The sequence below is a fragment of the Aphanothece microscopica RSMan92 genome (assembly GCF_046613545.2).
Classification (GTDB): domain Bacteria; phylum Cyanobacteriota; class Cyanobacteriia; order PCC-6307; family Cyanobiaceae; genus NIES-981.
Window position 1 is genome coordinate 1 of record NZ_JBKKKY020000019.1, and the last position, 21,028, is coordinate 21,028.

Here is a 21,028-nt window from a genome sequence, read left to right on the forward strand (position 1 = left end):
CTCGGGCAGGCTTACCTGCCAACCGATTTCCTTCCATTGGTTGAAGGCCAGCGGTGGCTTCGGCTCCCCCCCGCCGCAGGTCGCACCACCCTGAAGGGAACCGAGGCCGTGACGCCATGGCCAGCGACGCTCCCATCCCGCGCCAGCAGCTGATGCGCTGGCAGGTGTGCCGCAGCTGGGCGCGGCTGATCCGCGAGGCGGAGGCCCTCTGGCATGTCGATGTGCCCAGCCTGCGGCGCCTTGCCGCCGGCGAACTGGGTCTGCTCCTCCAGGAGGTGCCCCCGCTGCTGCGGGGGCGGGTGAACCGCTGGCTCGCCGGCTTCGGAGTGCGCACCCGGCTCAGCCCCTGTCAGCTGGAGCGGCAGGCCATCAAAAAGCCGGCTGGGGAAGCCGGCGGAGAGAGCTACGAGTGAGGCTCTCACCCCCCACGGGAGGAGGAGCAGGAGCCGGTTGGATCGGAGCGGCGGGATTTGAACCCACGACCCCCACTACCCCAAAGTGGTGCGCTACCAAGCTGCGCTACGCCCCGGCAGAAGGAAGTTATCACAACGCTTTCCGCCGTCTGAGCCGCCGCAGCAGCCGGGCGGCGAGCCGCTCCCGCGACTCGGCGGCATAGCCGCACAGCCGCAGCCGGCGGGCCAGCTGCCGCAGCTCGGCGAGCGACAGGCTCGCCAGCCGCAGTTCGGGGAAACGGCTCCAGGCCGCCGTGGCCGGCGGCAGCGGTTCCCCCTCGCGCTGGTCCTTCAGGCCCAGCAGCAGGCTGCCGGCCATCCACTCGGGCACCAGCACGAACAGCACCGCCAGCAGGCCGTAGAGCTCCACCAGCCCCCGCGGCAAGGGGTGGAGCTGGCGTTGGGGCTGCCCGGGCTCCCGGCTCGGCGGTTCGCTCGGGGCACTCACAGCAGACGGTCGGCCGCTCCGGATGGCCAGCCGGGCCGCTCCGCCGAGGGCGCGTCGCGCCATTGCAGCGGCGGCTCGAGCCGCGGGTTGAGGCGCACCGTCCAGAGCACCAGGGCGAAGCACAGGCCGATGGTGGTCAGCAGCACCACGACGACGACGCGATCCGGCAGCGGGTTCATGGACTCGGGCGAGGGGGGAGGGCGAGCGGCATCACACCTGTTCCGTGCGGGTGCAGTCGATGCGGCTGGGCAGCTGCTCGAGCGTGAGGATGTCGCCCCGCAGGATCAGGGTGGTACGCCGGTTGGTGTAGCGGATCCCGGCCAGCTCGGAGCGCTCGCGGAAGTAGGTGGAACGCGAGCCGCCGCTGATCAGCGAGGCCTGGGCGTCGTTGCGCTCGACCCGCACCCTGCCCTGGTTGGGGCACAGGAAGGTCTCGGAGCTGTCGTAGTGCTCCCACCAGGGGGATCCCTGGGCCAGCAGCGCCAGGGACAGCAGGAGGGACGGCATCGGTGGCGGGCTCAGCTGAGACGGATGGGGGTGTTCTCGCCACGCAGCACGCAGTGGCTGACCGACCAGTCGTAGCAGTCCCAGACGCGTGGGTCGAGCCGGAACTCCGCACCGGGGAAGGCGCCGAGCCGCTGGCCGCTGGGCTGGGCGGAGCAGTAGGGGCGGCTGCCGGGCTTGGCCAGATACTGCTGGTGGTAGACCTCCGCCGGCCAGAACGGCTGGTGGCTGCTGATCTCGGTGGTGATCGGGCCGAAGCCGGCCTGGCCCAGCAGGGCCTGGTAGGCGTCGCGGCTGGCCTCGGCCAGGGCCAGGGCCTCCGGGGCGTCCACGTAGATCACCGAGCGGTACTGGGAGCCCCGGTCGTTGCCCTGCCGGTCGCCCTGGGTGGGGTCGTGGCACTCCCAGAACAGCTTGAGCAGATCACTGAAGCCGATCGTCGCCTCGTCCCACACCACCCGCACCACTTCGCTGTGGCCGGTGCGGCCGGAGCAGACCTGCTGGTAGGTGGGCTGGGCCTGAGCGCCGCCGGCGTAGCCCACGGCGGTGGTCACCACGCCCGGCAGCCGCCAGAAGCCCTTCTCGGCCCCCCAGAAGCAGCCGCAGCCGAACAGGGCTTCGCCCTGCCCTGCGCCGGGCTCGGCCAGGATCGGTGTGCCCAGAACGGCATGGAGGGGCCCGGCCGTGCTGGACCCGTCCGCGGAACCCAGGGGCGTCTCCTGGCGCTGACCCTGCTGAAACAGACCGAACACCGCCGAGGCGCGACTGGTCGGAGCCTAGTCAGGCCGGCGGGGTGGCCGCCCGGGGCTCCAGGGCGATGTGGTTCAGCAGGGTGGTGGTGAAGGCGAACAGCAGAAAGGGCAGCGACACCACCAGGATCAGCCCGACGCCCACCAGGGCGAAGATCGGCTTGCTGGCCCCCATCAGCGCCAGACCGGCCGCCAGGCTCACGAAAATCACCACCATCCAGATCAGGATCTGGCCGTAGATGTCACCGAAGGTGAGCGTGCAGCGCAGGTCGTAGACCTGGTTGTCCGAAGGGCTGACGGACGCCATGGCAGGGACCGGACGGAACGGAAGGGGGATCGACACGTCCCACTCAAGCCAGCACCGGCGCTGATCTTCGCTTCCCTCAACATCTGTTGAGAGAAGCGCCCCCGCCCCGGGGGCCCCGCCGGCTCAGCCGGCGGCCCGCAGCTGTTCCGAGGCCTGCTCCCGCGCCCACAGACGCCGGTAGGTGCCGCGCGTCGCCAGCAGCTCCTCGTGGTGGCCCTCCTGCACCAGGCGACCGTCCTCGAGCACCAGCACCCGGTCGCAGGCGGCCGCCGCCGACAGCTGGTGGCTGATCATCAGGATCGTGCGCCCCTGCTCGCCGCGGATCGTCCGCAGGATCTCGGCGGCGGTGGTGTTGTCCACGCTGGCCAGGGCGTCGTCCAGCACCAGCAGCGGGGCATCGACGAGCAGGGCCCGGGCCAGGGCGGTGCGCTGGCGCTGCCCGCCGCTGAGGGTGATGCCCCGCTCGCCGACCAGGGTGCGGTAGCCATCCGGAAAGCCCTTGATGTCCCCCTCCAGGCGGGCCTGCCTGGCGGCCTGTTCCACGGCCGCCAGGTCGGCGTCCGGATCGCCGTAGCGGAGGTTGTCCGCCAGGCTTGCCGTGAATAGGTAGCCCTCCTGGGGCACCAGGGCCACCTGGCGGCGCAGGTCCCCCAGGCTCAGCCGGGTGACGTCGTTGCCGTCGATCCAGAGCTCCCCGGGCTCCACCTCCACCATCCGTCCCAGGGCGCGGGCCAGGGTGGTCTTGCCGCAGCCCACCGGACCGACCACGGCCACCAGTTCCCCCGGCTGGAGCCGGAAGCTCACATCCACCAGGGCCGGGCGCTGGGCGCCCGGGTAGCGCACCGTCAGCCCCCGGGCCTCGAGCGCCCCATGGCCCCGGCGCCGCAGGGGCAGGGGGTCGGTGGGCGACTCGACCAGGGGGCGCCGCTCCAGCAGCTCCTGCACCCGCTCCAGGCTCACCTGGCCCGTCTGGAAGGTGTTGAGCGTGAAGCCCAGCAGGGCGGTGGGGAACACCAGCCGCTCCACGAACAGGATCAGGGCGACCAGATCGCCGATGCTCAGCCGGCCGCTCGCGAGCTGGCCGCTGCCCAGCGCCAGCAGCAGCAGCAGGCTGATCGAGGAGATGCCCTCCAGCAGCGGGAACAGGGTGCTGCGGGTGCGGGCCAGGCCGAGGGCCGCGTCGCGGTAGCGCCGGTTGCGGCCGGCGAAGGCCTGCTGTTCGGTGGCCTCCTGGCCGTAGATCTTGATGGCGCTGATGCCGGAGAGGTCCTCCTGGATCAGGTCGCTCAGCCCCGCCAGGGCCTCCTGCTGGCGACGCTGCTGGCGCATCATCCGGCCGCCGAACATCCGCACGGTCACCAGCATCAGCGGGTAGAGGCCCACGGCCGCCAGGCTCAGCCAGGGGTCGATCGAGAGCATCGCCGGCAGGGTGAGCGCGTAGGCCAGCGCCGTGTTGGTGAGGCTCAGCACCGCGAACCCGAGCAGGCGCCGCACGTTCTCCACATCGCTCGTGGCGCGGCTGATCACCTCGCCGCTGCCCGTGCTCTGAACCCAGCCCGGCTCCTGCAGCAGCAGGTGGTCGAAGATCTGCTGCTTGAGGTCCGCCTCCACCTGGCGGCCGACCCCGAACACGAGCAGCCGCGAGAGCAGCCGCACTCCGCCCATCACCGTGGCCAGCGCCATGATCAGCGCCGCCTGGGCCAGCACGTCGCGGAGCGCGAAGCCATCCTGCAGGTCGTCGATCACCCGCCGCACCAGCAGCGGAATGCTCACGCTCAGCAGGTTCACCACCACCAGTGCGCCCATGCCGAACAGCACCGTGCGCCGGTGGGGGCGCAGGTAGCGCCGGATCAGATCGAGCCGGAGGGCACCCACACAGCGATCACCAACAGGGCCCCAACCTAGGGATCGCGGCTCCCCATGCCGCGCCGGGGGCTTCCGCCACGGGGCCCCTTCCGCCACGCTGGGAGCCCCGCCGTCCCGTGTTCCGCCCCCATGGCCCAGCCCGGCTCCGAGAGCGCCCCGGACCAGATCCATCCCCTCCATGCCCTGGACCGGGAGGTGGTCGACCGGCTCCTGGCGGTGCAGGAACCCAGCGACGGCGATCTGGTGGATGCGGCCCGGCTGCTGATGCGTTACGAAGGATTTCCCGGTGCCCGCGACATCCAGGACGATCTGGCGAAGGCGCTGCGCTTCTGGAAGCTCACCCGCCCGGCCCTGCATGAGCGGACGCGGGCGATCTGGGCGGCCGGCTTCCGCCCGTCCCCCACCGCCGCCGAGGCGGTGGGATCGGGTTTCGACACGGCGGATCAGGAGAGCTGAGCCCGCTGCCCAGCCCAGCCCATGGGTCTCAGCTCGCTCGCTTTGCGCCGGGTGGTGGCAGCCCGCCGCCGCCGCGTCATGGCGCCCGGATCGGTGCGGGTTGCACTTCGACATTTTCTCCCGCTTCGGGTGATAGTGGGAGAGTCCCCATCACCCGGCCCGGCGTGCTTCGCACCCGGGCTTTTTATTGGCCGTCAGTCTCTGGCCGCCAATCTGGCCCCGAGTCGTTCCGCCCGCCATGGCCCCAGCCCCCTCCTGGCCCCCGCTGCTGGAGTCGCTCCTGCAGGGTGTCTCCCTCACCGCTGAGCAGGCCAGCGCGCTGATGCGCGGCTGGCTGGCCGAGGAGCTGCCCCCGGAGCTCACCGGTGCCCTGCTGGCCGCCCTGCGGGCCAAGGGGGTGAACGCCGAGGAGCTGGCCGCCATGGCCGCGGTGCTGCGCGACGCCTGCCCCCTGCAGGCTGCGCGGCCGGATCTGGCGCTGGTCGACACCTGCGGCACCGGCGGGGACGGGGCCGACACCTTCAACATCTCCACCGCCGTGGCCTTCGTGGCCGCCGCCTGTGGCGTGGCCGTGGCGAAGCACGGCAACCGCAGCGCCAGCGGCAAGGTCGGCTCCGCCGATGTGCTCGAGGCACTCGGCCTCCACCTCCAGGCCCCCCAGGAGCAGGTCGTGGCCGCCCTGCCGCGCACCGGGGTGACCTTCCTGTTCGCCCCGGGCTGGCATCCGGCCCTGGTCGGCCTGGCGCCCCTGCGCCGCAGCCTCGGCGTGCGCACGGTGTTCAACCTGCTCGGGCCGCTGGTCAATCCCCTGCGGCCCGAGGCCCAGGTGCTCGGTGTCGCCCGCCACGACCTGCTCGATCCGATCGCCGGCGCCCTGCAGCGGCTGGGCCTGCGGCGGGCGGTGGTGGTGCACGGGGCCGGTGGGCTTGACGAGGCCTCCCTGGCCGGCGTGAACGAGCTGCGGCTGGTGGAGGGGAACACGCTGCGCGCCGAGCAGCTCGACCCCGCCAGCCTCGGCATGGCCACGGCCCCCAACGAGGCCCTGGCCGGCGGCGACCTCGCCACCAACCAGGCCATCCTGGAAGCGGTGCTGCAGGGCCGCGGAACCCAGCCCCAGCAGGACGTGGTCGCCCTCAACACGGCCCTGGTGCTCTGGGCGGCGGGCCGGGTGGACAGCCCGGCCGAGGGCTGTGCACCCGCCCGGCAGGCCATGGCCGAGGGGGCGGCCTGGCAGAAGCTGGTCGATCTGCGCGAAGCTCTTGCGCCTGACGGCGGAGCCTGAGGCGCCTGCCCGCACCACCCGCCAGCCCTGCCAGCACCACCCGCCATGATGGCCTTACTCGAGCCCATCCAGCCATGGGAGATGCCGTGACGGCTCCCAGTTCCGCTGCCCTGCTGGTGCTTGCCGATGGCACCCTGCTGCGAGGCGAGGCCTTCGGCGCGGTTGGCACGGCGATCGGGGAGGTCGTGTTCAACACCGGCATGACCGGCTACCAGGAGGTGATGACCGACCCGAGCTATTCGGGCCAGCTCGTCACCTTCACCTATCCGGAGCTGGGCAACACCGGCATCAATGCGTCCGACCAGGAGGCCGACCACCCCCACGTGCGCGGCGTGATCGCCCGCCAGACCTCGCCCGTCGCCAGCAACTGGCGCTCCGAGGGCGACCTCGACGGCTGGCTGCGCTCCCACGGGGTGGTGGGCATCCGCGGCGTCGACACCCGCGCCCTGGTGCGTCACCTGCGCGAGGGCGGGGCGATCAACGGGGCGATCAGCAGCGACGGCACCAGCCCGGAGGCCCTGCTCGACCAGGTGCGCGCCGCACCGGCGATGCAGGGCCTCGATCTGGCCTCGGTGGTCACCACCTCCGAGCCCTACCAGTGGGACGCGACCTGCAGCGCCGACTTCGACGTCCGCCCCCAGAGCCTTCCCGATCGCCCCTACCGGGTCGTGGCCGTGGATTACGGGATCAAGCGGGCGATCCTCGAGCGGCTGGTGGCCCATGGCTGCTCCGTCACCGTGCTGCCGGCCAGCGCCAGCCTGGAGCAGGTGCTGAGCCATCAGCCCGAGGGGGTGTTCCTCTCCAACGGGCCCGGTGATCCGGCGGCGGTGACCAGCGGCATCGCCCTGGCCCGGGACCTCCTGGTTCAGCCCGATCTGCCGGTCTTCGGCATCTGCCTGGGCCACCAGATCCTGGCGCTGGCCCTCGGCGGCAGGCGCTTCAAGCTGGGTTACGGCCACCGCGGTCTCAACCACCCCTGCGGCAGCCCCGGCCAGGTGGAGATCACCAGCCAGAACCACGGCTTCGCCATCGAGGCCGACTCGCTGCCGGCCGACCGGGTGGCGATCACCCACCACAACCTCAACGACGGCACCGTCGCCGCCCTCGCCCTGCGGGATCAGCCGGTGTTCGGGGTGCAATACCACCCGGAGGCCAGTCCAGGCCCCCACGACGCCGACCATCACTTCGCCCGTTTCGTCGCCCTGATGGCGGAACGGCGGGCGCGGGACGCGCGCTGAGACGGGCCTTTCGCCCTGCTCTGCGGCGAGCCTCGAGCCCCTCCTGCCACATCCGCAACGGACCCCTACACTCCCCGCAGATACGCCTCGGGGGCAGAGCCATCAACGACCTGCAGCGTCTCACGGTGTCACTGCGCGGGGGCTTTGAGCAGCAGGCCCGGTGCCAGCTGTTTCGCTTCACCGGCCAGCTGGATGCCTACTCCGACAAGCAGTTCGGTACCTTCATCGCCAGCCACCGCAGCCCTGGCCAGCCCCTGGTGGTCGATCTCACCCACATCGACTTCATCGACTCCTCCGGTCTCGGTGCCCTGGTGCAGCTGGCCAAGCAGTGCAACGCCGATGCGCAGAAGTTTCTGCTCGTCGGCAACGCCCGGGTGGTGCAGACCGTGAAACTGGTGCGGCTGGAGGAGTTCCTGCATCTCCAGCCCGACCTCGACACCGCCCTTGGCAGCCTCGCCGCCTGAGTCCCCCGCAGGCGCGGCGAGCTGGCTGGCCGGCCTGCATCCCCAGCCCCCCCGAGGGGCGCTCAGCCCGGTGCAGCTCGCCTGGCTCGGCGATGCGGTGTGGGAGCTGCACCAGCGCCTGGAGCGCTGCCGCACCCCCGGCCGGGCCCAGGATCTCCACCGTGAGGTGGTGGCCACCGTGCGGGCCGACGCCCAGGCCCGGCTGCTGTCGCGGCTCGAGCCCTGGCTGTCCGAGGCGGAGCGGGATCTGGTCCGCCGCGGACGCAACCGGGCCGGCCAGGGCCCCCGTGGCGGTGATCCGGGTGCCTACGGCCAGGCGACGGGCTTCGAGGCGCTGCTGGGCTGGCTCTTTCTCCACGATCCCCCCCGGCTGGTCGAACTGCTAGATCACTTGAACGACAACGATCCCTAGGCTGGTCACACCATGAGCCCTCGATTCGAGCGCCGTCCGGACAGACGGATGGGTAACGGGGGCCGCGGGGCCGCGCGACCCGGCCGCGATCTCGGTCGGGATTTCGGCCGCGATGGGGGCCGCCCCTCGCCGCGGGATGGCCGCCCCGACTTCTCCCGCGAAGGCGGCCGGGACCCCGGTCGCTTCCGGAGCCGAAGGCCCGAGACTGAGCCGGGGGCCTGGGACGCCGCCAGGCCTGGAGCCGGCCGCGGTTCCGCTGCCCGCAGCCAGGGCGAGCGCAGCGGCTTCGTGCGGCGCTCGCCGGAACGCCCCGCCCCCTCCGGTCGCGGCGGCGCTCCCCGGGAGGGCGCAGGCCGCTCCCTGGACCCCCGAGATCGTCCCCGCTTCGCCGGGCGTCGCGACCAGGGTTCCCGTCCCGCCGCCCGCCGTTTCGACGGCCCCCGCCGCCCCGGGGCAACCCGTCCGCCGCTGCGCCCTGTGGTCATCGATGCCGAGCGTCCGGCGCCGGCCCCGGTTTCGGAGGCCGAGCGCCACAGCGACGAGCAACCCACCGACCTGGTCTGGGGCCGCCATTCCGCCCAGGCCGTGCTGGAGAGCGGCCGGCCGATCCATCGCATCTGGTGCACCACGGAGATGCGCTTCAGCCCCCGCTTCCTGCAGCTCCTGCGTGAAGCCAAGGCCTCGGGGGTGCTGGTGGAGGAGGTCACCTGGGCACGGCTGGGCCAGCTCACCGGCGGTGGCGTGCACCAGGGGATCGTGCTGCAGACGGCGGCGGCCGAGACCCTCGACCTCCAGGGGCTGATCGACGGCTGCCGCGCTGTGGGCGAACCGCCCCTGCTGATGGCCCTCGACGGCATCACCGATCCCCACAACCTCGGGGCCATCGCCCGCAGCGCCGAGGCCCTCGGCGCCCATGGGCTGGTGCTGCCGCAGCGCCGCAGCGCCGGCCTCACCGGATCGGTGGCGAAGGTCGCCGCCGGAGCCCTCGAGCATCTGCCCGTCGCCCGGGTGGTGAACCTGAACCGCGCCCTCGACTCCCTCAAGCAGGAGGGCTACCGGGTGGTGGGTCTGGCCTCGGAGGGCAGCGTCAGCCTCGAGGAGGCCGACCTGGAGGGTCCCCTGGTGATCGTGACCGGCTCGGAAGGCGACGGGCTCGCCATGCTCACCCGCAAACACTGCGACCAGCTGGTGCGCATCCCGCTGCGGGGCGCCACACCCAGCCTCAACGCCTCGGTGGCCACCGCGCTGCTGCTCTATGAAGTGGCGCGGCGGGGGTGGATGAAGGGCCTCCGCGGCGGTCAGCCCGCGCCGCGGATCCAGCGGCCCCAGCTGCCAGCGGCGAGCGCGGCGCTCACGGATCTCGTGCAGGAGCAGGTGAACCTGGCCTCCGAGGCGGCTGTGGAGACCGGCACGGCGATCGCGTCCACGATCGCGGCGACCCTCGACGGCGTGATCGAGACCCTCACCGGGGCCGCCGCCTCCCCCCAGACCGCTCCGGAGACCCCGGACGTGGGCTCAGCCGAGGCCTTGGCTGAGGCAGCTCCTGCGGACGAAGTGGACGAAGTGGACGAAGTGGACGAGGAACCGACCGGGTCAACCGAGTGGACCGAGTCGCCGGAGTCCCCGCATTCGCCGGATTCGGCTGTGACCGAGTCTTCGGAACTCGAACCCCAGCCCCCTTCCGCCCAGCCGGAGGCCTCTCGGGAGCCGGAGCCGGAGGCCCGGAGCGAGGGCGGGAGCCAGATCCCGTCAGCGGCGAGCCCCGAGGCCCCGCCGACCCTGCACCCTGGGCTGCCGGCCCTCACGATCCCGGCAGAGCCTGAGTTCCACGGGGATGTTCAGCTCTGAACGCAGGGCGGCGTCCTGGCTGCCACCAAGGAGCACAATGGGCACCTGATTGCCCCATCTGCATGAATCCCCTGCTGTGGCCGATGCGCAGCATCGTCAACGGAATGGGCCTGGCCTGGTGGGCCCGGATCCAGACCACGGCACCTGATGTGACCTACTGGTTCGGGCCCTTCGCACGGCGGCGCAGCCTCGAGGCCCATCTGCCGGGATTCTTGGAGGATCTGCGGGCCGAGGCCCCGGGCTCGATCGACGTGGCCCTCCTGCGCACCCGCCGCGGCGAGCCGCTCACCGAGCCTGGCTGATAGCGTCCACCCGATCTGGAGAACGCGGGGATGGGCATCGCCGAGTGGCGTGAGCAACTGAGCAGCGGCGAAGTCTCCGCCCGGGAACTCACCGACCATCACCTCGCCCGCATCGAGGCGGTCGACGGCACGGTGAAGGCCTTCCTCGAGGTCACTGCCGAGCGGGCACGGGCGGATGCCGACCGCATTGACGCCGCCCGTGCCGCCGGCGCAGACCTGCCCCCCCTGGCCGGCATCCCCCTGGCCATCAAGGACAACCTCTGCACCGCGGGGATCTCCACCACCTGCTCCAGCCGCATGCTGGAGAACTTCGTTCCCCCCTACGAGTCCACGGTCACCGAGCGGCTCTGGCAGGCCGGGGCGGTGCTGATCGGCAAGACCAATCTCGATGAGTTCGCCATGGGCAGCTCCACCGAGACCTCCGCCTTCGGCCCGAGCCACAACCCCTGGGACCCGGAGCGGGTGCCCGGTGGCAGCTCCGGAGGCAGTGCCGCCGCCGTTGCGGCAGGAGAGTGCGTCGCCGCGCTCGGTTCCGACACCGGCGGCTCGATTCGCCAGCCCGCCTCCTTCTGTGGGGTGGTGGGGCTCAAGCCGACCTACGGCCGGGTGAGCCGCTACGGCCTGGTGGCCTTCGCCAGTTCGCTCGACCAGGTCGGACCCTTCAGCCGCAGCGTCGCCGATGCGGCCGAGATTCTCCAGGTCATCGCCGGCGAGGATCCCCGCGACGCCACCTGCCTGCGGCTGCCGGTGCCCGACTACCGCGCCGCCCTGGAGCAACCGCTCACCGGCCTGCGGGTCGGCATCGTGCGGGAGTGCCTCGAGGCCGAAGGCCTCGCCGCCGAGGTGAAGGCCTCCGTGCTCGAGGCTGCCGCCCAGCTGGAGCGGCTCGGCGGCGAACTGGTGGAGGTGAGCTGCCCCCGTTTCAACGACGGCATCGCCACGTATTACGTGATCGCGCCGTCGGAGGCCTCCGCGAACCTCGCCCGCTACGACGGGGTGAAATACGGCCATCGCGCCCCCGGCGAGGGCAGCCTCGCCGAGATGACGGCGCGCAGCCGCGCCGAGGGCTTCGGCGACGAGGTGCAGCGCCGCATCCTGATCGGCACCTACGCCCTCTCGGCGGGCTACGTGGATGCCTACTACCGCAAGGCTCAGCAGGTCCGCACCCTGATCCGGCGCGACTTCGACCGCGCCTTCAGCAGCGTCGACGTGCTGCTCACCCCCACCTCCCCCACCACGGCCTTTCCGTTCGGTGCCCACGCCGACGACCCCCTGGCCATGTACCTGGCCGACCTGCTCACCATCCCCGCCAACATGGCCGGCCTCCCCGCGATCAGCGTGCCCTGCGGTTTCGACTCCCGCGGTCTGCCGGTCGGCGTGCAGTTCATCACCAACGTGCTGGAGGAGGCGCGCCTGCTGCAGGTGGCCCACCAATACGAACAGGCCGCCCGGGTGATGGAGCGTCGGCCGGCGGCGGCCCTGGCTGTCTGACAGCAGAGCCGTCTGACACCAGATCTGGTGGGCGGGTCCTACCCTGGCCACCATCGGCGCTGGCGTTCGTGGCTTTCGTTCCCCTCCACAACCACAGCGACTACAGTCTGCTGGACGGCGCCAGCCAGCTGCCGGCCATGGTCGAGCGGGCCGTCGCCCTCGGCATGCCGGCCCTGGCACTGACCGACCACGGCGTCATGTATGGCGCCATCGAGCTGCTCAAGCTCTGCACGAAGGCCGGCATCAAGCCGATCATCGGCAACGAGATGTATGTGATCAACGGCTCGTTGGATGATCCCAACCCGCCGAAGAAGGAGCGGCGCTACCACCTGGTGGTGCTGGCCAAGAATGCGGTCGGCTATCGCAACCTCGTCAAACTCACCAGCCTCAGCCACCTGCGCGGCATGCGCGGGCGGGGCATCTTCGCCCGTGCCTGCATCGACAAGCAGCTGCTGCGGCAGCACAGCGAGGGGCTGATCGTGGCGACCGCCTGTCTCGGTGGCGAGATTCCGCAGGCCATCCTGCGCGGCCGTCCCGAGGTGGCCCGTGATGTGGCCCGCTGGTACCAGGAGGTGTTCGGCGAGGACTTCTACCTCGAGATCCAGGACCACGGCGGCATCGAGGATCGCATCGTCAACACCGGGATCGCCCGCATCGGCGACGAGCTCGGCATCGAGCTGATCGCCACCAACGATGCCCACTACCTGAGCGTCGGCGATGTGGAGGCCCACGATGCCCTGCTCTGCGTGCTCACCGGCAAGCTGATCAGCGACGAGAAGCGGCTGCGGTACACGGGCACCGAATACATCAAGAGCGAGGCGGAGATGCTGGCGCTCTTCGCCGATCACCTCGAGCCCGAGCAGATCAGTCGGGCCGTCAGCAACACCGCCCGGGTTGCCGAGAAGGTGGAGGACTACGACATCCTCGGCCGCTACCAGATGCCCCGCTTCCCGATCCCGGACGGGCACACGGCCGTGAGCTACCTCACCGAAGTGTCCGAGCAGGGCCTGCGAGAGCGCCTGCAGCTCCCCGCGGATGCGGCCTTCGAACCCCGCTATGGCGAACGGCTGGCCTTCGAGCTCACGGTGATGGAGCAGATGGGCTTCCCCACCTACTTCCTGGTGGTGTGGGACTACATCCGCTTCGCCCGGGACAGCGGCATCCCGGTGGGGCCGGGGCGGGGCTCGGCCGCTGGATCGCTGGTGGCCTATGCCCTGGGCATCACCAACATCGACCCGGTGGTGCATGGGCTGCTGTTCGAACGCTTCCTCAACCCGGAGCGCAAGTCGATGCCTGACATCGACACCGACTTCTGCATCGAACGGCGCGGTGAGGTGATCGAGTACGTCACCCAGCGCTATGGCGAGGACAAGGTGGCCCAGATCATCACCTTCAACCGGATGACATCGAAGGCGGTGCTCAAGGATGTCGCCCGCGTGCTCGACATCCCCTACGGCGATGCGGATCGCCTGGCCAAGCTCATCCCCGTGGTGCGGGGCAAACCCGCCAAGCTCAAGGAGATGATCGGGCCGGAATCACCGGCACCGGAGTTTCGTGAGAAGTACGAGAAGGACCCGGTCGTCAAACGCTGGGTCGACATGGCCATGCGCATCGAGGGCACCAACAAGACCTTCGGCGTGCACGCCGCCGGCGTCGTGATCGCCGCCGATCCCCTCGATCAGGTCGTGCCGCTGCAGCGCAACAACGACGGTCAGGTGATCACCCAGTACTTCATGGAGGACGTGGAGTCGATGGGTCTGCTGAAGATGGACTTCCTCGGCCTCAAGAACCTCACCATGATTGACAAGACGCTCGATCTGGTCGAACAGAGCACCGGAACCAAGATCGATCCCGATCAGCTGCCCCTCGACGATGCCCCCACCTACGCCCTGCTGGCACGGGGTGACCTCGAGGGGATCTTCCAGCTGGAATCGAGCGGCATGCGCCAGATCGTGCGGGATCTCAAGCCCTCCTCGCTGGAGGACATCTCCTCGATCCTGGCGCTCTACCGTCCCGGCCCCCTCGATGCCGGACTGATCCCGAAGTTCATCAACCGGAAACATGGGCGCGAGCTGATCGATTTCGCCCACGAGAAGCTCAAGCCGATTCTCACCGAGACCTACGGCATCATGGTCTACCAGGAGCAGATCATGAAGATCGCCCAGGATCTGGCCGGCTATTCCCTCGGCGAAGCCGACCTGCTGCGGCGTGCCATGGGCAAGAAGAAGAAGAGCGAGATGGAGAAGCATCAGAGCCTCTTCGTGCAGGGGGCCACCGAACGGGGGGTGGATCCGAAGCTCGCCGAAGGGCTGTTCGAGCAGATGGTGCTGTTCGCCGAGTACTGCTTCAACAAGAGCCACTCCACCGCCTACGGCGCCGTCACCTTCCAGACCGCCTATCTCAAGGCCCACTATCCCGTCGCCTACATGGCGGCCCTGCTGACGGTGAATGCCGGCGCCTCGGACAAGGTGCAGCGCTACATCGCCAATTGCAACGCGATGGGCATCGAGGTGATGCCGCCGGATGTGAACGCCTCCGGCATTGATTTCACCCCTGTGGGCGATCGCATCCTGTTCGGACTCTCCGCCGTCCGCAACCTCGGCGACGGCGCCATCCGGCAGCTGATCGAAACCCGCCGCCTCGATGGTCCGTTCCGCTCCCTGGCGGATCTCTGCGATCGCATTCCGGGTCAGCAGCTCAACCGCCGGGCGATCGAGGCCCTGATCCACTCCGGTGCCCTCGACTCGCTGGAGCCCAGCGCCAACCGGGCCCAGCTGATGGCGGATCTGGATCTCATCCTCGACTGGGCCAGTTCCCGCGCCCGGGACCGGGCCAGCGGGCAGGGCAACCTCTTCGACCTGCTGGGGGGCTCCGCCGCCGCGGATCCGGCGGCCGCCCCGGAGCCCGGCGTCACCGATCTGAGCACGGCCCCCAAGGCGGCCCCCGTGAACGACTATCCCCCCACGGAGAAGCTTCGTCTGGAGAAGGAACTGGTGGGGTTCTACCTCTCCGACCACCCGCTCAAGCAGCTGGCCCGCCAGGTGAAGCTGCTGTCGCCGGTGGCCCTGGGCAACCTCGAGGAGATGGCCGACAAGGCCAAGGTGAGCGCGGTGGTGATGGTGCCGGAGCTGCGCCAGGTGACCACCCGCAAGGGCGACCGCATGGCGATCCTGCAGCTGGAGGATCTCACCGGCAGCTGTGAAGCCGTGGTGTTCCCCAAGAGCTACGCCCGGCTGGCCGATCACCTGATGGTCGATGCCCGCCTGCTGGTGTGGGCGTCGGTGGACCGGCGGGACGACCGGGTGCAGCTGATCGTGGACGACTGCCGCTCGATCGACGACCTGCAGCTGCTGATGGTGGAGATGCCCGCCGACCAGGCCGCCGACATCGCCATCCAGCACCGGCTGCGGGAGTGCCTGCAGCGCCACCGTCCGCCCCAGGATGAGGCCGGGCTGAGGGTGCCGGTGGTGGCCCTGGTGCAGGAGCGGGAGGCCGTGCGCTTCGTGCGTCTCGGCCCCCAGTTCTGCGTGGCCGATGCCTCCGCCGCGCTGGCCACGCTGACGGCGGCCGAATTCAGGGCGCGGCTCAGCTCGCCGATGCGGGCCGCCTGAGCGGCCCACCGGGCGGGCTCAGGTGCTGTCGCCGCCGCCCTGGCGCATCGCCCGCACCGAGGCGCGCAGGCGGCTGATGTTGAGGCCGATCTGCTCGGTGCCCAGCGGGCTGCCGGGCTGGTCCTCCCAGCTGGCCGAGAGCACGCCGTAGCTCAGGCCGACCAGCCCGAGCAGGAAGCAGCCCCCGGAGGCCACCAGCGTGGCGCCGGGAGGGATGTCGACGATCTGGCGGCTGACCAGCACGTAGCTGGCCACGAACACCCCCATGCCCATCAGGGTCGGGATGCCGGTGGCGATGGCCACGCGACGTGCCATCCGGTTGGCGACAGCATCCGGGATCACCTGCTGGCGGGCAGGCCCGGGCTTGCCGGCGGCCGGCCGGTTGCTGCTCCTGGACGACCGTGCACCGTTCCGGGGCACCCCGTTTCCCATGCCTTTGGCGGCCATCGGTGTGCTCAGCCGCGGATGCCGAGCTTGGCGATCAAGGTGCTGTAGCGCTGCTGGCTGATGCCCTTGAGATAGCCGAGCAGCCGCTTGCGCCGGCCGATCATCTTCAGCAGACCCTGGCGGGACGAAAAGTCGTGCTTGTTCTGCTGCAGGTGGCCGGTGAGCTGGCTGATGCGCTCACTCAGCATCGCCACCTGAACCTCCACCGACCCGGTGTCGGTGCCGTGGGTCTGGTGGCTGTTGATGAGTTCCTGCTTCTTGTCGGTGGTGAGCGGCATGGAGATGGGAATGGCGGGGCCCGAGCCTGCAGCCTGAGCGCGCTGGCATGGCGTCGAATCGGGGCCAAGGAGCCCGAACCCGACCGACCTGCCCCGGCTACGCGGTGCAAACCGATACTTTACCGCCCGGCAGGGCCCTGATCCTCAGGCCGCGGGGCGGGACAGCCAGCGCAGGCAGTCGCGGATCCAGTCCTCGGAGCAGGCCGTGGAGGCCAGCCCCTGGGCCGCCACCGCCCGCAGGGCCCGGTGGATCTCGAGGCCCTCGTACCCCAGCGCCGAGAGGGTGAGCTGCACCTCCTCGCGGCTGTCCGTGTCCAGCGCCGGCAGGGGCGCCAGGTCCGGGTCCTCGCCGCCGGTGGGGAGCTGGCCGAGAAAGCGTTCCTGCAGCTTGCCCCGCAGCTCCACGGCCAGGCGTTCGGCAGTGCGCTTGCCCACCCCCGGGGCCTGGCAGAGCCGCCGCAGGTCGGCCTGCACGATGGCCTGCACGAGCTCCTCGGTGTGCATCGCCCCCTGCAGGCCGAGGGCCATCTGGGGCCCGACCCCGCTCACCGCCACGAGTTGCCGGAACAGGTCGCGTTCATGGCGCTGGGCAAAGCCGTAGAGGGTCCAGCCGTCCTCGCGGATGCTCTGGTGGATGTGCAGCGTGAGACGGCAGCCCACGGCCGGCAGCTCGCGCCACTGCCGCTGGCTCACCTGCACCTCGTAGCCCACCCCGCCGCAGACCAGCATCAGGCCGCAGCGCTTTTCCTGCTGCCAGGGATCGGTGAGTTCTCCTTGCAGCCAGCCGATCATGGGGGCAGTGTCACGCGCTCCATGCTGCCCGCCCTGCGGACCCTTGCCCAGTCGCTCCTGGCGCTGGCCCTGTCCTGGCTGTTGCTGTTGCCCCTCGGCGGCTGCTCCGGGGTGGGCCAGCCACCGCGCACCGTCCTGCTGCGGGCCCTGGGGCTGCAGATCCAGCTCACCCAGGGCTCCATCGCCGAGGCCCTGGGGCTGGAGGCCCAGGGGCTGCCGGAGGTGAGCCGGGTGCGGGTGAGCGACCAGCAGCCGGTGCGGATCGGCGAAGCCCGGGGGCTGCGGTTGAGGGGGACCTTCGACTGGCGCCTGCCGGGGGATCCGGTGCGGGTCGACAGTCCCTTCGAGCTCTACCTCGAGCGGGGTGAGCGGGGTGAGAGCTGGCGGCTGGCCAGGCCCAGCGGCGCCCTCGACGCCGACACCCAGCTCTGGCTCACCGATCCGCTGCCCCTTCCGGGTCGGAACGGCGCGAACTCAGGCTGATCAGGGTGGCCAGCAGCACCAGGGCGGCCCCGCCGATGGTGGCCGTTTCGATCCGCTCCTGGAACAGCAGCCAGCCCCACACCCCTGCGAACACCACCTGGACGTAGCTGAGGGCGGTGGCCCGGGCCGCCGGCAGCGCCGTCAGTCCCCGCGTCAGGCTCACCTGGCCCAGCTGGGTGAACAGGCCCACCCCCAGCAGCCAGAGAAGTTCGGTGGGGGTGGGGACCACCGGATCCAGCAGGACGAAGGGGAGGCTCAACGGCACGGCCACCAGGGGGAAATAGAACACGATCACCAGCGGGTGTTCGCTCCGGCCCAGGGAGCGCACGCTCACGTAGGCGATGGCCGTGGTGAGGGCGCCGGCCACGGCGACCAGCACCGGCAGCGGCGCCAGGGGGGTGCCGCCGCTGAACAGCTGGGCCGGCTGGGCCACCAGGAGCACGCCGGCCCAGCCGAGCACCATGGCGACCACAACCCGGCCACCGATGCGCTCACCCAGCACCAGCCAGGCCAGCAGGGCCGTGAAGGTGGGGTAGAGGTACTGCAGCACCGTGGCGGAGGCCAGGGGCAGGGTGGCCAGGGCCGCGTAGACGCACGCCAGTGCCACGGTGCCGATGCTGCCGCGCCAGAGCAGCAGGCCCCGCCGCTGGCCCCAGGGATCGATGCCGGCCCGGCGCAGCAGCCACCAGCTCAGCACCACGCTCACCAGGGCCCGGGCGAGCACCACCTCCGCGGTGGGGATCCGCCCGCCCACCTGCTTGACGCAGACGCCCATGGCACTGAAGGCCAGGGCACTGGCCACCATCTGCAGGGTGGGGCTCGGCACCGGGCGGCCCATGGCGGTGTTGCCCCCGGGTTGCTGCCGGCATGTTGGCAGTCCCGCCGTCAGAATCGGGTCCCCTGCCCTGGCCGTGCTGTTGAGCCTGCCGCGCCTCCATCCCCGCACGATCGAGGCCGTCAAGGAGCGCGCCGACATCGTGGATGTGGTGGGCGAGCACGTCGTGCTCAAGAAGAAGGGGCGCGAGTTCGTGGGGATCTGCCCCTTCCACGACGACAAGTCACCGTCGATGACGGTGTCACCGGCCAAACAGTTCTATTACTGCTTTTCCTGCGGTGCGGGCGGCAACGCCATCAAGTTCCTGATGGAGCTGCAGCGCCAGAGCTTCGGCGATGTGGTGCTGGAGCTGGCGCGCAAGTACCAGCTGCCGGTCGAGACCCTCGACGGGCCCCAGCAGGAGCGCCTGCGCAAGCAGCTGTCGCGCCGCGACCAGCTGCACCGGGTGCTCAGCCTGGCGGCCGGCTGGTTCCGCAGCCAGCTGCGGGCGCCTGGCGGTGCCGCGGCCCTCAGCTACCTGCGGGAGCAGCGGGGCCTGAGCGAGGGCACGATCGAGGCGTTCGAACTGGGCTACGCCCCCGACCAGTGGGACGGCCTGCTCCGGCACCTGGACCAGGTGGAGGGGCTGGGCCCCGAGTGGCTCGAAGCCGCCGGCCTGGTGGTGCCCCGCAAGGGCCAGCCCGGCGACAGCAGCCGGGGCTACTACGACCGCTTCCGCGGCCGGGTGATGGTGCCGATCCGGGACCGCCAGGGGCGCGTGATCGGTTTCGGCGGGCGCAGCCTCGATGGGGCCGAGCCCAAGTACCTCAACTCCCCGGAAACGGAGGTGTTCGAGAAGGGAAAGCACCTGTTCGGTCTGGACCGGGCGGCCAACGAGATCCGCCGTGATGACCGGGCGGTGGTGGTGGAGGGCTATTTCGACGTGATCGCTCTCCACGCCGCCGGCATCACCAACGCCGTGGCGGCCCTGGGCACCGCCCTGAGCAGCCAGCAGATCACCCAGCTCTGCCGCTGCTGCGAGAGCCGGCGCCTGATCCTCAATTTCGACAGCGACGGTGCCGGGGTGCGCGCCGCCCAGCGGGCGATCGGCGAGGTGGAGCAGCTGGCGCTGCAGGGCCAGCTGGAGCTGCGGGTGCTGCACCTGCCGGCCGGCAAGGATCCCGATGAATTCCTGCGCCAGCACGGTGCCGGCGAGTACCGGGCCCTGCTCGACCAGGCGCCGCTCTGGCTCGACTGGCAGATCGAGCAGGTGCTGGGCGATCGGGATCTCTCCCGCTCGGACCAGTTCCAGCAGGCCGTGACGGCCCTGGTGGGCCTGCTGGGCAAGCTCCCCCAGAGCGCGGTGCGCAGCCACTATCTCCAGCAGGTGGCCGAGCGGCTCAGCGGCGGCCAGGCCCGCCTGGCGATCCAGCTCGAGGACGACCTGCGCCAGCAGGTGAAGGGCCAGCGCTGGCATGGCCGCTCCCAGAAGTGGGAACAGCCCGGTGAGGCGGGCCTGCGGGAGCTGGCCGAGGCCGAGGTGCTGCGCCTCTACCTCCATGCCCCCACCCACCGGGCCGCGATCCGGGCCGAGCTGCGCCGCCATGAGCTCGATGATTTCGCCCTCTCCCACCACCGGCGGCTGTGGGCGGCGATCAGCGCCCTGGAGGAGGACAACCTGGGGGTCGGGCGCCTCGAGGCCATCAACCGCGGCCTCGATCCCGGCCATGACCTGGCCGATCTCGAGCTGCCCCGCCTGCTCGGCGATCAGCTGGTCGTTGAGGAGAGTGCCCTGCTGGCCCGGCTCACCCCGCTGATCGAACCCAGCGAACTGCAGCTGCTGCAGCTGGCCCAGCCCCTGCTGCAGCTGCGCGGGGCCCTGGCGGCCCTCGAGCGTCAGCGCAGCCTCAAGCGTTGCCGCCACCTGCTGGATGCCTGGGGCAGCCAGCGGCTGGAGACCCTGGAGCGCTGCATCGCCCGGCTGCTGGCCGGCGAACATCCCGAGGCCGAGGCCTCCGAAGGGCTGGTTCCGGTGAGCGACATGGAGAGCCGCATCGAGGCCCTGTTCGCCGACCTCAACAGTGACGCCCTGCACTTCCAGGAGCTCTACTACAACGAACGCCGCTATCTCGAGCAACTCGATGAGCGACGCCGGGCCGGTTACGCCGAGCTCAGTGTTGAGCCCCGCTCCCGGGTTGAGCCCAGCTCCCAGCCCCTCTCGGCCTGAACCGCCTCACACCTCGCCCAGGAAGTCGCGCTTGCCGACCGGCACCCCGTTGTGCCGCAGGATGTCGTACGCCGTGGTCACATGGAAGTACACGTTGGGCAGCACGAAGGCCGAGAGGAACGGCCAGCCCTGCATGGTGATCGTCTCCCCCCGGCCGATCGGCACCGTCACCTCCCGCGTCTCCGCCGCCTCCAGCTGGTCCGGCGTGATGGTCGCCAGGTAGTCGAGCGAGTGCTCCACCCGCTGGATCAGCTCCGCGAGGGTGGTCTCGTTGTCCTCCATGGCGGGCGCCTCGCCTCCCGCCAGGCGCGCGACGCCCCGTCGCGCGATGTCCGTGGCGATCTGCACCTGGCGCGCCAGCGGAAACATGTCGGGATAGAGCCGACTCCCCACCAGAACGGCTGCATCGAAACCCTGGCTGTCGGCGTGGGCCTGGCCCTTGTGGAGGATCTGGATCAGCTGGCCCAGGCTGCGCTGCAGTGGCGGCAACGCGGCCTGATGCATCGTGACGGCCATCGCGGAGAGCTTGGGACTGCATCCGGAAAACTAGGCCAGAC

23 protein-coding genes and 1 tRNA gene are annotated in these 21,028 nt (G+C 70.8%); 12 read left to right on the forward strand and 12 right to left on the reverse strand.

Features of this window, described 5'->3' with window-relative positions:
• Nucleotides 1-116 precede the first annotated feature (116 nt).
• The gene (locus tag ACLD7X_RS07390) at nt 117-413 is read left to right on the forward strand and encodes a hypothetical protein (protein WP_411422901.1); all 297 of its coding nucleotides are present in this window, start codon (nt 117-119) and stop codon (nt 411-413) included.
• Between the two features lie 42 nt (nt 414-455).
• Here the strand turns inward: ACLD7X_RS07390 and ACLD7X_RS07395 are convergent.
• The 7 genes from ACLD7X_RS07395 to ACLD7X_RS07425 form a co-directional block, all read right to left on the reverse strand.
• Nucleotides 456-529: transfer RNA gene (locus ACLD7X_RS07395), tRNA-Pro, on the reverse strand.
• Between the two features lie 14 nt (nt 530-543).
• A complete protein-coding gene (locus ACLD7X_RS07400; RefSeq protein WP_411422902.1) occupies nt 544-900 on the reverse strand; it encodes a hypothetical protein in 357 nt (118 codons plus the stop codon).
• Entirely contained in the window at nt 897-1,079 is a 183-nt protein-coding gene (locus ACLD7X_RS07405) for a hypothetical protein (protein WP_411422903.1), read from the reverse strand. Before ACLD7X_RS07405 ends, ACLD7X_RS07400 begins: the two co-directional genes overlap by 4 nt.
• A 31-nt stretch (nt 1,080-1,110) precedes the next feature.
• Entirely contained in the window at nt 1,111-1,407 is a 297-nt protein-coding gene (locus ACLD7X_RS07410) for a hypothetical protein (protein ID WP_411422904.1), read from the reverse strand.
• Between the two features lie 11 nt (nt 1,408-1,418).
• Nucleotides 1,419-2,156, reverse strand: coding sequence for a peptide-methionine (S)-S-oxide reductase MsrA (gene msrA, locus ACLD7X_RS07415; RefSeq protein WP_411422905.1), 738 nt, complete (start codon nt 2,154-2,156; stop codon nt 1,419-1,421).
• A 28-nt stretch (nt 2,157-2,184) separates the two neighbouring features.
• The gene (locus tag ACLD7X_RS07420) at nt 2,185-2,460 is read right to left on the reverse strand and encodes a hypothetical protein (protein WP_411422906.1); all 276 of its coding nucleotides are present in this window, start codon (nt 2,458-2,460) and stop codon (nt 2,185-2,187) included.
• 123 nt (nt 2,461-2,583) lie between these two features.
• Nucleotides 2,584-4,335, reverse strand: a complete 1,752-nt coding sequence (locus ACLD7X_RS07425; RefSeq protein ID WP_411422907.1) for an ABC transporter ATP-binding protein — start codon at nt 4,333-4,335, stop codon at nt 2,584-2,586.
• A 120-nt stretch (nt 4,336-4,455) separates the two neighbouring features.
• Here ACLD7X_RS07425 and ACLD7X_RS07430 point away from each other — a divergent pair, with 120 nt between their 5' ends.
• From ACLD7X_RS07430 to ACLD7X_RS07470, 9 genes are all read left to right on the forward strand, one after another.
• On the forward strand, nt 4,456-4,782 hold the full coding sequence (locus tag ACLD7X_RS07430; protein WP_411422908.1) for a DUF3288 family protein: 327 nt from the start codon (nt 4,456-4,458) through the stop codon (nt 4,780-4,782).
• 238 nt (nt 4,783-5,020) lie between these two features.
• The gene (gene trpD / locus ACLD7X_RS07435) at nt 5,021-6,064 is read left to right on the forward strand and encodes an anthranilate phosphoribosyltransferase (protein WP_411422909.1); all 1,044 of its coding nucleotides are present in this window, start codon (nt 5,021-5,023) and stop codon (nt 6,062-6,064) included.
• 74 nt (nt 6,065-6,138) lie between these two features.
• Complete coding sequence (gene carA, locus ACLD7X_RS07440; protein WP_411422910.1) at nt 6,139-7,302, forward strand: glutamine-hydrolyzing carbamoyl-phosphate synthase small subunit; 1,164 nt, start codon at nt 6,139-6,141, stop codon at nt 7,300-7,302.
• A gap of 125 nt (nt 7,303-7,427) precedes the next feature.
• Complete coding sequence (locus ACLD7X_RS07445) at nt 7,428-7,766, forward strand: STAS domain-containing protein (RefSeq protein WP_411422911.1); 339 nt, start codon at nt 7,428-7,430, stop codon at nt 7,764-7,766.
• Nucleotides 7,747-8,178, forward strand: a complete 432-nt coding sequence (locus ACLD7X_RS07450) for a Mini-ribonuclease 3 (protein ID WP_411422912.1) — start codon at nt 7,747-7,749, stop codon at nt 8,176-8,178. Before ACLD7X_RS07445 ends, ACLD7X_RS07450 begins: the two co-directional genes overlap by 20 nt.
• Nucleotides 8,179-8,190: 12 nt before the next feature.
• Nucleotides 8,191-10,026 (forward strand): 23S rRNA (guanosine(2251)-2'-O)-methyltransferase RlmB, encoded by a 1,836-nt coding sequence (gene rlmB, locus ACLD7X_RS07455; protein WP_411422913.1) that lies wholly within the window; start codon nt 8,191-8,193, stop codon nt 10,024-10,026.
• A 62-nt stretch (nt 10,027-10,088) separates the two neighbouring features.
• On the forward strand, nt 10,089-10,328 hold the full coding sequence (locus ACLD7X_RS07460; protein ID WP_412006687.1) for a DUF1816 domain-containing protein: 240 nt from the start codon (nt 10,089-10,091) through the stop codon (nt 10,326-10,328).
• 30 nt (nt 10,329-10,358) lie between these two features.
• Complete coding sequence (gatA, locus tag ACLD7X_RS07465) at nt 10,359-11,819, forward strand: Asp-tRNA(Asn)/Glu-tRNA(Gln) amidotransferase subunit GatA (RefSeq protein ID WP_411422914.1); 1,461 nt, start codon at nt 10,359-10,361, stop codon at nt 11,817-11,819.
• Nucleotides 11,820-11,887: 68 nt separating this feature from the next.
• Nucleotides 11,888-15,430, forward strand: coding sequence for a DNA polymerase III subunit alpha (locus ACLD7X_RS07470; RefSeq protein ID WP_411422915.1), 3,543 nt, complete (start codon nt 11,888-11,890; stop codon nt 15,428-15,430).
• Between the two features lie 18 nt (nt 15,431-15,448).
• On the opposite strand, the gene ACLD7X_RS07475 is transcribed toward ACLD7X_RS07470, so the two are convergent.
• The 3 genes from ACLD7X_RS07475 to ruvA form a co-directional block, all read right to left on the reverse strand.
• Entirely contained in the window at nt 15,449-15,877 is a 429-nt protein-coding gene (locus ACLD7X_RS07475; protein ID WP_411422916.1) for a photosystem II biosynthesis protein, read from the reverse strand.
• Between the two features lie 8 nt (nt 15,878-15,885).
• Nucleotides 15,886-16,155, reverse strand: a complete 270-nt coding sequence (rpsO, locus tag ACLD7X_RS07480; protein ID WP_411422917.1) for a 30S ribosomal protein S15 — start codon at nt 16,153-16,155, stop codon at nt 15,886-15,888.
• Nucleotides 16,156-16,299: 144 nt separating this feature from the next.
• On the reverse strand, nt 16,300-16,947 hold the full coding sequence (gene ruvA, locus ACLD7X_RS07485; RefSeq protein ID WP_411422918.1) for a Holliday junction branch migration protein RuvA: 648 nt from the start codon (nt 16,945-16,947) through the stop codon (nt 16,300-16,302).
• A 21-nt stretch (nt 16,948-16,968) separates the two neighbouring features.
• Here ruvA and ACLD7X_RS07490 point away from each other — a divergent pair, with 21 nt between their 5' ends.
• On the forward strand, nt 16,969-17,430 hold the full coding sequence (locus ACLD7X_RS07490; RefSeq protein WP_411422919.1) for a hypothetical protein: 462 nt from the start codon (nt 16,969-16,971) through the stop codon (nt 17,428-17,430).
• Here the strand turns inward: ACLD7X_RS07490 and ACLD7X_RS07495 are convergent.
• Nucleotides 17,381-18,268 carry a DMT family transporter gene (locus ACLD7X_RS07495; RefSeq protein ID WP_411422920.1) on the reverse strand — a complete coding sequence of 296 codons (888 nt, stop codon included), beginning with the start codon at nt 18,266-18,268 and terminating at the stop codon, nt 17,381-17,383. The genes ACLD7X_RS07490 and ACLD7X_RS07495 overlap by 50 nt on opposite strands.
• A gap of 79 nt (nt 18,269-18,347) precedes the next feature.
• Between ACLD7X_RS07495 and dnaG the strand changes: the two genes are divergently transcribed.
• Nucleotides 18,348-20,471: a DNA primase gene (dnaG, locus tag ACLD7X_RS07500; RefSeq protein WP_412006686.1), complete on the forward strand. Its 2,124-nt coding sequence runs from the start codon at nt 18,348-18,350 to the stop codon at nt 20,469-20,471.
• A gap of 6 nt (nt 20,472-20,477) precedes the next feature.
• Here the strand turns inward: dnaG and ACLD7X_RS07505 are convergent, their stop codons facing one another.
• Nucleotides 20,478-20,987: a DUF1993 domain-containing protein gene (locus ACLD7X_RS07505; RefSeq protein ID WP_411422922.1), complete on the reverse strand. Its 510-nt coding sequence runs from the start codon at nt 20,985-20,987 to the stop codon at nt 20,478-20,480.
• Nucleotides 20,988-21,028: the final 41 nt, after the last annotated feature.